General features: G+C 41.2%; 12 protein-coding genes and 1 tRNA gene. 9 read left to right on the top strand and 4 right to left on the bottom strand.

Going from position 1 to position 12,131, the window contains the following annotated elements; all coding sequences use genetic code 11:
* Window positions 1-4: 4 nt before the first annotated feature.
* The 3 genes from porL to porN are packed head-to-tail and all read left to right on the top strand — an operon-like array spanning window position 5 to window position 3,443.
* Window positions 5-946, top strand: a complete 942-nt coding sequence (porL, locus tag FN809_RS08700) for a type IX secretion system motor protein PorL/GldL (protein WP_142533108.1) — start codon at window positions 5-7, stop codon at window positions 944-946.
* A 33-nt stretch (window positions 947-979) separates the two neighbouring features.
* Window positions 980-2,539, top strand: coding sequence for a type IX secretion system motor protein PorM/GldM (gene porM, locus FN809_RS08695; protein WP_142533107.1), 1,560 nt, complete (start codon window positions 980-982; stop codon window positions 2,537-2,539).
* 52 nt (window positions 2,540-2,591) lie between these two features.
* Window positions 2,592-3,443 (top strand): type IX secretion system ring subunit PorN/GldN, encoded by an 852-nt coding sequence (gene porN / locus FN809_RS08690; protein WP_142533106.1) that lies wholly within the window; start codon window positions 2,592-2,594, stop codon window positions 3,441-3,443.
* Window positions 3,444-3,697: 254 nt separating this feature from the next.
* Here porN and FN809_RS08685 read toward each other — a convergent pair whose 3' ends face one another.
* Window positions 3,698-4,783: a mannose-1-phosphate guanylyltransferase gene (locus FN809_RS08685; protein WP_142533105.1), complete on the bottom strand. Its 1,086-nt coding sequence runs from the start codon at window positions 4,781-4,783 to the stop codon at window positions 3,698-3,700.
* 139 nt (window positions 4,784-4,922) lie between these two features.
* Between FN809_RS08685 and FN809_RS08680 the strand changes: the two genes are divergently transcribed.
* From FN809_RS08680 to FN809_RS08670, 3 genes are read left to right on the top strand one after another with little or no spacing between them, the layout of a single operon-like run.
* The gene (locus FN809_RS08680; protein ID WP_142533104.1) at window positions 4,923-5,663 is read left to right on the top strand and encodes an MlaE family ABC transporter permease; all 741 of its coding nucleotides are present in this window, start codon (window positions 4,923-4,925) and stop codon (window positions 5,661-5,663) included.
* Window positions 5,660-6,415, top strand: a complete 756-nt coding sequence (locus FN809_RS08675; RefSeq protein WP_142533103.1) for an ABC transporter ATP-binding protein — start codon at window positions 5,660-5,662, stop codon at window positions 6,413-6,415. The genes FN809_RS08680 and FN809_RS08675 overlap by 4 nt, the downstream gene beginning before the upstream one ends.
* Complete coding sequence (locus FN809_RS08670; protein WP_142533102.1) at window positions 6,415-7,194, top strand: hypothetical protein; 780 nt, start codon at window positions 6,415-6,417, stop codon at window positions 7,192-7,194. The genes FN809_RS08675 and FN809_RS08670 overlap by 1 nt, the downstream gene beginning before the upstream one ends.
* 80 nt (window positions 7,195-7,274) lie before the next feature.
* On the opposite strand, the gene FN809_RS08665 is transcribed toward FN809_RS08670, so the two are convergent.
* Complete coding sequence (locus FN809_RS08665; RefSeq protein ID WP_142533101.1) at window positions 7,275-7,793, bottom strand: CvpA family protein; 519 nt, start codon at window positions 7,791-7,793, stop codon at window positions 7,275-7,277.
* Window positions 7,794-7,906: 113 nt separating this feature from the next.
* Here FN809_RS08665 and FN809_RS08660 point away from each other — a divergent pair, with 113 nt between their 5' ends.
* On the top strand, window positions 7,907-9,433 hold the full coding sequence (locus FN809_RS08660) for a GH3 auxin-responsive promoter family protein (RefSeq protein ID WP_142533100.1): 1,527 nt from the start codon (window positions 7,907-7,909) through the stop codon (window positions 9,431-9,433).
* Window positions 9,434-9,507: 74 nt separating this feature from the next.
* On the top strand, window positions 9,508-10,122 hold the full coding sequence (locus FN809_RS08655) for a deoxynucleoside kinase (protein WP_142533099.1): 615 nt from the start codon (window positions 9,508-9,510) through the stop codon (window positions 10,120-10,122).
* A 34-nt stretch (window positions 10,123-10,156) separates the two neighbouring features.
* On the opposite strand, the gene FN809_RS08650 is transcribed toward FN809_RS08655, so the two are convergent.
* On the bottom strand, window positions 10,157-10,828 hold the full coding sequence (locus FN809_RS08650; RefSeq protein WP_142533098.1) for an outer membrane beta-barrel protein: 672 nt from the start codon (window positions 10,826-10,828) through the stop codon (window positions 10,157-10,159).
* A 138-nt stretch (window positions 10,829-10,966) separates the two neighbouring features.
* Here FN809_RS08650 and FN809_RS08645 point away from each other — a divergent pair.
* Window positions 10,967-11,048, top strand: a tRNA-Leu gene (locus FN809_RS08645).
* A gap of 123 nt (window positions 11,049-11,171) precedes the next feature.
* Here the strand turns inward: FN809_RS08645 and FN809_RS08640 are convergent.
* A complete protein-coding gene (locus tag FN809_RS08640; RefSeq protein WP_142533097.1) occupies window positions 11,172-12,098 on the bottom strand; it encodes a glycosyltransferase family protein in 927 nt (308 codons plus the stop codon).
* Between the last annotated feature and the right edge of the window lie 33 nt (window positions 12,099-12,131).

Below are 12,131 nucleotides of genomic sequence, written 5' to 3'. Positions count from 1 at the left end.
AATTATGAGCATAACGGAATTTGTTGAAAGCCCGGGATATAAAAAGGTAATGGGTAAGGTGTATGGCTTAGGGGCTTCAGTAGTTATACTTGGAGCCTTATGGAAAATACTTCATTTGCCGGGAGCGTCATATATGCTTATCGCAGGATTAGGCACCGAAGCAATCATTTTTGCACTGTCGGCCTTTGAGCCACCACATGAAATGCCGGATTGGAGTCTGGTTTATCCCGAATTGGTAGGTTTAGAACCCAAAGCGGCGCATCACGGTGGAGGTGGCGGTGGCGGAAGTGAGCTGCAAGCGCTTATCCAAACCGGAAATATCGATCAACAAACGGTAACGGAGTTGGCAGACGGAATTAAAAAACTGGGAACTACCTCCTCGCAACTGGCCGATTTAAGCGATGCATCTTTGGCCACCCAAAGCTATCTGAAAAATATACAAACCGCATCTGAATCGGTAGGTAAATTCGGAAATATACAGGATAAATCTACCAGAGCGATCGAAGAATCCACACAGGCACTTACGCAATCCTACACAGCTACAGCCAATGCCATTTCGCATGCCGGCACCAAAGTGGCTAACGATATGGCACAATCGGGCAAGCAATTAATCGAAACCTACGCCAATATGTCGAAAAGTATGGAGCAGGAAATGAGCGGCATATCGGATAACAGCAAAAAGTACAACAACCAATTAGCCGATCTCAACGGAAACCTGGCATCAATCAATTCTATCTATGAGTTGCAGCTAAAGGGATCACAAACACAGTTGCAATCTACCGAAAATGTAAACCAAGGATTGGGCGAAATACACGGTTATCTGAAGCAATCCGTTGAGGAGGCGAAAAATTACAGGGATCAGGTATCCAGCCTCAACAAAACCGTAGGTGAATTGAACACCATATACGGAAATATGCTGAGCGCCATGAATGCCGGAGGCCGTTAATTTATATTGGTAAAAATTTAAAGAAGCTAGAATATGAGTGGTGGAAATTGTCCAGAAACGCCGCGGCAGAAAATGATAGGTATGATGTACCTCTTTCTCACAGCAATGCTCGCGTTGAATGTGTCAGGGGAGTTGCTTCAGGCTTTTGTTTCTCTCGATGAAGGATTTAATCAATCACGAGGAACCGTAGAACGAAAAACAGAAGTACTTTACAATCAGTTTGAAACAGCCTACAGTAACAACCGCGAAAAAGCCGGTAAGGATTGGGCGAAAGCGAATGAAATAAAAGCTGCGGCAGATAGCCTGGTGAATCATATACAGGATCTAAAAATTTTGCTGGCACAAACAGCAGGAGGCTCCGAAGCTACACCTGATAATTATAAAGGGCACGATAATCAGGATATAGCACCCCAGATAATGATTACCGAAAAAGGCGGAGAACGAAGCAAGGTGCTTAAAAGCGAAATGAATAAATACAAAGAATTGCTACTTCAGAGCTTAGGAGAGATTGAAGTTACAGATAGCGCCTTTGTTTTAGCCTATCAGGAAATGTTTAATACTGACGACATAAAGGGCGAGAAGGATGTAAAAAAATCCTGGGAATCCACTAAATTTGAACATATCCCCCTTTCAGCATCTATGGCCATGCTGAGTAAGATACAGGGAGATGTTAGGAGCGCAGAGGCAGATATGGTAGCTAATCTTTATGCCCATATCAATAAGGACTCCTATAAGTTTGAAAAACTGATGCAGGTGGTAAAACCATATAAAACCACCATACTCGAAGGCGAAACTTATACAGCCGAATTGTTCATGGCAGCCTACGATCCGACGATAGTACCAAACATTGTAATAAACGGCAAAAAAATTAACGATATAAAGGATGGCAAGGGTATATTAAAACAAACTAAAGGTGTTGGTGAGCATCAGTGGAAAGGATATATTGAAATGCCAACCCCGGATGGATCGGAAACAATTGAATATCCAATAGAAGGAGAGTATCAGGTTGTAAAACCAAGTGCGGTGATTTCGCCTATTAAAATGAACGTGTTTTACGAAGGGGTGGAAAATCCGGTGGCTATTTCGGTGCCAGGCGTGGCCACGAAGGACCTGAGTGTAAGCATGAGCAATGTAAGCCGAAGCATGCGTGGTGGTAATTATATAGTAAAGCCCAATGCCGGAACAGCAGGTAAAAAATCCGTGGTAACGGTAAGCGCACAAATAGGAGGAAAAAAGAAGTTTATAGGTAAGCAGGAATTTCGGATTAAAAGGGTACCTGACCCGGTTCCGGTTGTTGCCGGGCAGTCTGGGGGTAAAATACCCAAACAGGTATTAACAGCACAAACAGCCGTATTTGCCGAAATGAAAGACTTTGATTTTGAATTGGAATATAAAGTTAGCCGCTTTACCGTATCGGTGCTTAAAAACGGATATAATGTTGATGAACCCTCCAACAGCGCTGCCTTTACTGCCGCGCAAAAAGACCTGATAAAAGGAATGCCAAGAGGATCTAAAATATCTATCGAAGAAATTAGAGCTACCGGCCCGGGTGGAACGCGAGATTTGGGTACAATTACATTTTTGGTAGATTAATAATTATAAAAATAAGTTATCACTAAAACAGACAGCATAAAATAATATAGTAATGAAAAAATTGTTCTTCTTAATAATCATGTTAGTGGCAATGGTAGGAACTACTACCGTAAAAGCCCAAAACGTTCTGGACGGGATATACCCAAAAGAACATGTTTTAAATCGTAAACCTATCCCCTACCCTCACGTAAGAGAGGCGGATGTGATGTGGGCCAAAAAAGTGTGGCGGGTTATTGATCTGCGCGAAAAAATTAATCTGCCCTTGTACTATCCTATCAATACAATGGACGGAAGATATAGCCTTATCCAATTATTGATACATGGCATACAGTACGAAGGACTTACTGCTTACTCCACCAAAAACGACGACGAATTTAAAGTTGAAATGTCGTATGATCAGGTGCTTTACGAAATGGGTGCGGTTGGCGACACCCTGCAAGTGAAACAGGAAGATGGAACCTTTGCAGAACAAATAGTAACCGGTGAGCTGCGCCCCGAAGAAGTAAAGCAAATATTGGTAAAAGAAGTTTGGTTCTTCGACCGTAACTACTCACGCCTGGATGTTCGTATTATAGGATTATGTCCTATCAGAGAGTATTCTAAATCCTCTGGTGAAGGTGGATCAGAAGAAGTGGCCCGTAAACAGACCTTCTGGGTTTATTTCCCGCAAGCACGCGATCTGTTTGCCCGCAATGAGGTGTTTAACCCACGTAACGATGCACAACGCCGCACCTTCGACGATATATTTATGAAAAGGTATTTTGGAAGTTATATCACCAGAGAATCTAACGTGTACAATAACCGTGGAATTGATAAATATGCCGTTGGTATGGAAGCCATGCTTGAGTCCGAAAGAATTAAAACAGAAATATTCAACTTCGAGCATGACATGTGGGAGTTTTAGAACCCATGGTAAGTTATTGTAAGAGAACAAAAAATTCATAAAAAAGGAGCGCATAGCGCTCCTTTTTTTGTTTATATAGGACTGAATAAAAATGTAGCTGTTAGCTATGCGCACTACCAGTTCACCTAATTTCTTGTACCGGATGTGCGGGAACAAGAAATTAACATTTACAACCCCTCCCGTATTACTATGGGGTCAGGTTTTATCCGCCATTCGGCGGCATTGGCATTAGTAGCTTTTAAAGCGCCTTGACTCTATTCCCCGTTTCCGAATTCCGATATTAAATCAGCTGAAAACTGCCGGATTTGTTGTTCATTGTCCTTAGGGCAAATGAGCAAACAGTTCTTCGATTCCGCTATAATAAAATCTTCCAGCCCTTGTATTACGGCCATCTTATCGCCTGGCAGATTGATAACACAGTTTTTGGCATCGTAGGTAAGCACCTTGCCGGTATTAATGGCATTACCATGTTCATCTTTGTTGGAGTGTTCGTATAAACTCGACCAGGTACCCAGATCGCTCCACCCAAAGTCGGCGGTAAGCACACACACATTGCCGGCTTTTTCCATTATGCCATAATCAATTGAAATGTTATCACACTCTAAATAAATATTTTTAATGGCCGCTTCCTCGTCTTTGGTGTTTATCTTGTCCTCAATACTATCAAACAACAATTTTACGTCGGGCAGATAAGTATTAAAGGCTGCCTCAGCCGTTCTAATAGACCAGATAAAAATACCTGAATTCCAGAAAAACTCACCACTCTCAAAAAATACTTTGGCCAATTCCAGGTTCGGTTTCTCGGTAAAAGTTTTTACCGGCTCTATCTCGCCCAGTATATTGGCCGATTTATCGGCAACCTGAATATAGCCGTAACCTGTTTCGGGGCGGTGCGGCTTAATGCCCAGGGTTAACAGGGAGTTGTTATCGGTAACAAAATCCAATCCCTTTGAAATTACCTTTACAAATTCGTCCTGCTTTAATATAAGGTGGTCGGCTGGTGTCACCACCACGGAGGCTTCCGGATCGCGTTTTTTAATCCATGCATTAGCATAAGCGATGCAGGGTGCTGTGTTACGCCTGAAAGGTTCGGTTAAAACTTGTTCCGGGGCAAGATCGGGGAGTTGATCGAGCACCATCTGTTTGTACTCAATACTGGTTACTACCAAAAAGTTTTTTGTGGAACAAATAGGTTTAAATCTATCAAAAGTCTGCTGGATCAATGTCCTTCCAGTTCCCAGAATATCGAGAAACTGCTTTGGGGTTTCCTCGCGACTAATGGGCCAGAAGCGGCTTCCTATTCCGCCTGCCATAATTACGCAGTATGTATTTTTATTCATTACCTATAATTTAGTTTCCTTAATTTTTAAATTGTTCGGGTGAAAATACCCAAAAAGCTTCACAATAAAAAAATTGAGGAGCTATTTTAAATTTTTTTACCCTGAATTAAGTTAGTATTTTTATCCCAAATCAATTCATATGGGTTTATTATATCATTTCGGCCGTTACGTCCTGTTTTTAAACAGAGTGTTCTCTAAGCCGGAAAAGTTACGCATCTTTGTAAAACAAGTATTTAAGGAAGCCGATAGCCTCGGTGTTGGTTCCATTGGAATTGTATCTATCATCTCTTTTTTTATGGGAGCCGTTATTACCTTACAAACGGCTTATAACCTCGATTTGGTATTCATACCCAAATATACCATCGGACTGGCTGCACGCGAATCGGTGTTACTTGAGTTCTCTTCCACTATTGTAGGACTTATTTTGGCAGGTAAAGTCGGTTCAAACATAGCATCCGAGATTGGTAGCATGCGCGTTTCGGAGCAAATAGATGCTATCGAAATAATGGGCATAAACTCCAGCAGCTATTTAGTACTCCCTAAAATAATTGCATTGGTAGGCATGATACCTTTTATTACGCTTATCAGTATGGGTATAGGCATTTTTGGTGGCTGGCTGGCCGGTGCCGTTACAGGCGAAGTACCATCGGCCGATTTTATTTATGGTGTACAGTTCGGTTTTAAACCTTTTTATATATTTTATGCGATCATCAAATCTGTGGTATTTGCCTTTCTCATTTCTTCTATATCGGCCTACCACGGATATTACGTCGATGGCGGTTCGCTGGAAGTGGGCGCAGCAAGCACCAGAGCGGTTGTTGTCAGCAGCATCCAAATATTATTATTCAACCTATTACTAACCCAGCTTTTATTGGCATGATTGAGATAAAAAATATAAATAAAAGCTTCGGTGATAATCAAGTTATCTTTGATGTGTCTGCCCAATTTCAAACCGGCCATACCAACCTTATTATAGGGCAAAGCGGACACGGTAAAACGGTACTGTTAAAAACAATGGTTGGATTGCACAGTATCGACTCGGGGAAAATTATTTACAGCGACAAGGTTTTTTCCGAAATGGACTTTGACGACCAAAAATCGATACGAAAAGAAATAGGCATGCTTTTTCAGGGCTCTGCACTTTTCGATTCCTTAACGGTTGAAGAAAATATACGTTTCCCATTAGATATGTTCGCAGAACAAAGCAAAGAGGAAAAACGCGAACGGGTTAACTTCTGTTTAAAGCGGGTTAAACTCGAAAACGTCAACCATCTTTATCCTTCCGAAATAAGTGGTGGCATGCAAAAACGAGTTGCCATTGCACGGGCTATTGCCTTAAATCCAAAATATCTGTTCTGCGATGAGCCCAACTCGGGCTTAGATCCCAAAACATCCATCGTAATTGATAATCTCATTTACGAAATCACCAAAGAATATGGAATAACAACCATTATTAACACCCACGATATGAACTCCGTTATGGGTATTGGCGAAAAGATTATTTTTATTTATGAGGGCCGAAAACTTTGGGAAGGTGATAAAGAAGACTTACTATCGGCAAGCGAAGAGCGCTTGAATGATTTTGTTTTTGCATCAGAACTTTTTAAACGGATAAAAAAAAATGAAAAGTAGTGCATAAGCATAGGTCTGCTGATAGAGATAATGCGCTTGCAAACAAAAACGAGCTGTTTTTTTTGCTCGATCAAATACGTAATCCGGCTTTGCAGGACAAAAATCATCTCGTAGAAACCTTAAAAACTATCTGTACGGTAGAGCCCATCACCGCGCCCATACCAGCAAAATTTAATATTTCTGCTATAAAAGCGCAGTACCGGCAGCAAACACAATATGTACGCCTGTTCCCTACTGTATTTACGGAGCACAACACAAAAACGCCTTACAAGGCGCATTGGCATGTGCGCACAAGGCTAAAATGGGCCGGCTTACCTTTTACGGTTGCTAACGATAATTTTATACATCTAAAATCACTCAGTTACACCAAGCTAAGTTTGCTATTGCAAATGCTGCTGTATCTTAGCGAACAGGACAAGGTAGTATCCGGCACAACGGCATCGTTAAGCTCCTCGCAAACAACCCAATTTATTAGCCGTCAGTTAGGTGCTACGTATAGTCAGGGACAACTCATCGATTTTATCGATCGCTTATACGACCAGTACAAACACACCAACTTGCCTGCTGATACCTTTCGTCACTTGTTCCGTTGTTTTGGCACCCATACCCTAACCATTGCCAATGCTGCCTTCGACCACTATATACAATCACGAAATACATTAAGTGCATGGCATATGGCAGTCCTTGAGTTTATGCAGATCCAAATGGACCTGCCGGGTGCCATCTCACAATCACTGGCCAAGCTGCTACTTAACGCATCGCAGGGTGCAGGCAGCTAAATAACATAACTACGTCTGTTTTTTATAATACCCTGTAACAAAACGCGCACTACCTACTGCACCTCATCATCCAATGCTACCTACACCTCGATAATCTCTTCAACTTTGTTACGCAATGGTTTCTCATCAAAATTAAGATAGGGGAATATGAATGGCGCAAACTCCGATAGGGGCTGATACAAATACGAACGCTCTCTGGTTTTTTCGGGGAGCAAATCAAAGCTTTTGTCGAAAGTAGTAAATACGGCTAATAAAACACTTAAAACAAAGCCATACTTAAACAAGGAAAAAACGGCTCCAAGAACCCTGTTTACTAATCCCAATGCTACCGCCTTAACCAGGGTATCCACCAGCTTAGCCAACAGGTGCACGCCTATCACAATCGCAATAAAAGTAATAAAAAAAGCGATAATATTTATATAATCACTTTGCCAGTATTGCATGAGCCATACCTCAGTAAAAGCGGAGAATTTTATGGCACCCAAAACACCCAAAACCAGAGCAGCCAGAGCGGCAAACTCGATAATTAAACCATTTTTAAAACCCTTAACGAGCGCAATAATTAAGAGTACGCCTACAACAATATCGAAATAATTCATCAACACGATATATTTTTTGCTAAAATAACAAAACAGTGGTTTATTATTACCTTATTGTACATCTTATTTTTTCAGGAAAAATACTTTATATTTAGCCCTTAAAACCGTACCGTATGCCAATATTGAATTCTATCATATCATTAGTAAACAGCCGCCGGTTATCGCAGATCAACCACTTTAAGGCTCACCCCGAAGATGTACAGAAGGAACAACTAATGGAATTGGTAAAAAAAGCCAACGCTACCGAGCTGGGTAAAAAGTATGATTTTGCTTCTATAAAAACCATTAAAGATTACCAGGAGCGCGTTCCCGTGCATAAATATGAGCAAACCGAAGCTTTAATCGAAAGGGTAAAACATGGTGAAAAAAATGTACTGTGGCCCGGCGAAATAAAATGGTTTGCTAAATCATCCGGTACCACCTCTTCAAAAAGTAAGTTTATCCCCGTTTCAAAGGAGTCGCTGGAATGTTGCCATTTTAGAGGCGGTAAAGATGTACTGGCCATATACAACGAACTATATCCCGAAAACGAAATGTTTAGAGGAAAAGGACTTACTTTGGGTGGTAGTCAACAATTAAATCAATACAATAACGATACCTTTTACGGCGACCTGTCAGCCATATTAATTGGCAACCTACCCTTCTGGGTTGATTTTATCCGCACTCCGGACCAGTCTATCGCTCTTATGGATAAATGGGAAGAGAAGCTGATTAAAATGACCGAGGCTACACTCAACGAAAACGTCACCTCCTTAACCGGTGTACCATCCTGGTTTTTAGTGCTGATAAAACACTTACTTGCCCATACGGGCAAACAAAATCTATTAGAAATATGGCCTAAGCTGGAGCTTTTTATTCACGGAGGCATCAATTTTGACCCATACCGTGAGCAATATCAAAAACTGATACCCTCCGATCAAATGCACTACATGGAGACGTACAATGCCTCTGAGGGATTTTTTGCTATCCAGGACGACCCCAGTTCGCATTCCATGTTGCTTATGCTCGATTACGGAATTTTTTATGAATTTTTACCCATCGATGAATGGGATAAAGCCCATCCTAAAGCTTTAACTATTGAGGATGTTGAACTGGAAACCAACTACGCCATTGTAATATCAACCAATGGTGGATTGTGGCGATATGCCCTGGGCGACACGGTTAAATTTACCTCAAAACACCCACATAAAATAGTGATCACCGGACGCACAAAGCATTTTATTAATGCCTTTGGCGAGGAAGTTATTATCGACAATTCCGACAGAGCTGTCAAACATGCTTGCAACCGTACAAATGCGGTTATTAAAGAATACACGGCGGCACCCATGTACATGAGCACCGACGAAAAAGGACGACACCAGTGGATAATAGAGTTTGAAAAAAAGCCGGACGATTTAAATCTTTTTGCCGAAGAGTTAGACAAAAGATTGCAAGAAGTAAACTCCGACTACGAAGCCAAACGCTATAAGAACATTACGCTTGAAGCTCCAAAGATAGAGATGGCACGAAATAACCTGTTTTTTGATTGGCTTAAAAAACATGGTAAACTGGGCGGACAAAATAAGGTGCCGCGACTGTCGAACAACAGAGACCTAATGGACGAACTCCTACAGCTCAACCAAAACGGGGCCATAAATTAATTACTCTTTACGGTTATAATACCGGTGTTTTTTAAAATTGCTTTAAACCCAACAAAACCCAAAATAAACGAATCATGCACATAGCCATAGCCGGTAACATAGGCTCAGGAAAAACAACACTAAGCACTTTGCTTGCCAAACATTACGGATGGCAGGCCCATTACGAAGAGGTGGATACCAATCCGTATTTGGCCGATTTTTACGAAGATATGCAACGATGGGCCTTTAATTTGCAGATCTATTTTTTAAACAGTCGTTTTTCGCAAATTAACAATATCCGTAAAACGGGTAAAACGGTCATTCAGGATAGAACAATTTATGAGGATGCTCATATTTTTGCCCCCAACCTTTACGATATGGGTTTAATGAGTAGACGCGATTTTGAAAATTACACCTCGCTGTTTGAGCTGATGAGCAGCTTGGTGCAGGCTCCCGATTTGCTCATTTACCTTAGAGCTTCAGTGCCCAAGCTGGTGGAACAGATACAATGCCGGGGAAGGGAATATGAAAGCAATATTCGCCTGGATTACCTCAAACGCTTGAACGAACGCTACGAAGCATGGGTAGAAAACTATACGCAAGGTAAAATGTTAATTGTTAATGTAGATGAGTGTAATTTTATAAAAAACAAAACCGACCTAAGCACTATTATCGACAAGGTTGACGTACATGTAAATGGCTTGTTTTAATATTGATTGATAATAGCTTGTTCAATAAGATATTCTATCTTTTTCCAAAAAACATTTTTACCGATAAACTCCAATGGTTTTGCTTACCGTGAGGGTTTATTGTTACCTGCTTTTCGGGATAATATTCGGCCTCAATGTTGGGTATTATCGTATAACGCAGGCTTAAGTGTGCAAATCGGTTCTTTTGCCGCTTAAACAATACGCCTGCCTCGGGTCCAAAACCGGCATGGAAGGTATTGCTCACGTAAGTTACCGAGGCATCATTGGTAGTACCCACATAATTGGAAATAAAATTGACCATGTTGCGCAAATAATATAACCCGAAGGCAACACCTAAATACGGTCTGGCACCGCCTTCGTTAAGATAAAAGTTACCCTGTGCCGTCAGGTTAAGCATTTGATAATTCACCTTGATATCGCCCCTGCGCTGCTGGTTCCAGGTTTTTTGGTTCCTGGGAAAATAGGAATAGGCCAACTCGGAACCCAACGACAACTGTGGATTAAAAAACCATAACGTTCCCATATTTGCCCCTCCCCCGGTACCGGCTGCATCCCTAAAACCAAAATTATTTGTACTTAAACTATTGGTTGGTATATGTGCAGAAACGCCACCTCCCCACAAAACTTTATTTTGTGCTTTGCAAAGCGGCTGAAAAAACATCCCAAACAAGCATAAATAGGTAGTGACTTTTAATAATTGGTGCATGAAATATTTATTTTTCGCAAGATAAGTGTTTATTATGAACCAATTAAAAACTACCCGTGCGATTATTTGCTTATTTTGTTTGCAAAAGTGCTCCTTTTACCTATATTTGCAACCGCAAAAATGTTAGCGATAACATTTGCCCAGATGGCGGAATAGGTAGACGCGCTGGTCTCAAACACCAGTGGGGCAACCCGTGCCGGTTCGATTCCGGCTCTGGGTACATTTAAACCCCTTGATTAGTTAATAATCAAGGGGTTTTGCTTTTCACAGACTCCATTAGGGGGCTAATAGGGAATCATGCGCAATATTTTGGGTCTGTGGAAAAAAACAGAGCTTATGTGCTTTAGTAGTTATTTCCCTTTTTATAATCCCACACCGCCATTTGTGTTTTGCAACCATTGATTAATCTTCGATACAGGGATACATTATAAAATTGCTTAAAGTGATGGGCAATGGCAGGATGCACTACATCATCAGAGCAAAATTTGAAATCGGCACTTATACCTTTAAATAATGCAGAATCATATTTTCCGCTTCTTTTCATGTTGGTTCCGCTACCATCTACCCCCCTGTTGTTAATGAAAGACTGTGTAGGGTACACGCTGGGTTTGTTGTTTTTATAGGCCGCATAATTAAAACGAACCGACCAGGAATCAATAATTTGTTTTTGTTGCTTAAGCAGCATCACAGACAAATCGTTGCCACCTCGTTCAAATTGATACCTTTGGTTTTTGTCGGTAAAAAAGGTTTTAAAGTCTTTCACTTCCCAATCTACCTTCATCCAATTTTGCTTCCATGTAGCCCAGCCCCAACTGCAGTTACGATGCACCAAATAGCTGTCGTAAACATAGTTATCCGGTATTTTTATATTGGGCGTATAGCCGGCAATGCTCCATACTTTTTGCGGAGAATAGTAATTTAATGCCGCGTTCATAAATTGTAAAAAGTGAGGCGAAGTTTCCAGGTCGTCCTCCAGCACAATGGCCTTGTCGTGTATTTGAAACACTTCACTTACGCCTTCGATGATGCTTTTAGCCAGACCTTTATTTTGCTTATGAAATACTTTGCTAACACTTGCAAATCCTTTGATTTGATTTAAATAGGCCCGCACTGTATCTACCGCCTCCCGATCCGCCGGACTCTTAGCCTCATCCGAAAAAACATACAAATGACTTTGATTCGCCAAGGGGTTTTTTAACAGCGCTTCAACCGTTAGGCGGGTATGCTGCGGCCTGTTGTAGGTAAAAAGTAGTATGGGGACAGTTTTCATGTGATTAAAAATAAGCAAAGCCCTGACAACCAA

The organism is Saccharicrinis carchari (assembly GCF_900182605.1).
Taxonomy (GTDB): Bacteria; Bacteroidota; Bacteroidia; order Bacteroidales; family Marinilabiliaceae; genus Saccharicrinis; species Saccharicrinis carchari.
This window is presented reverse-complemented; position numbering and strand designations above follow the sequence as displayed.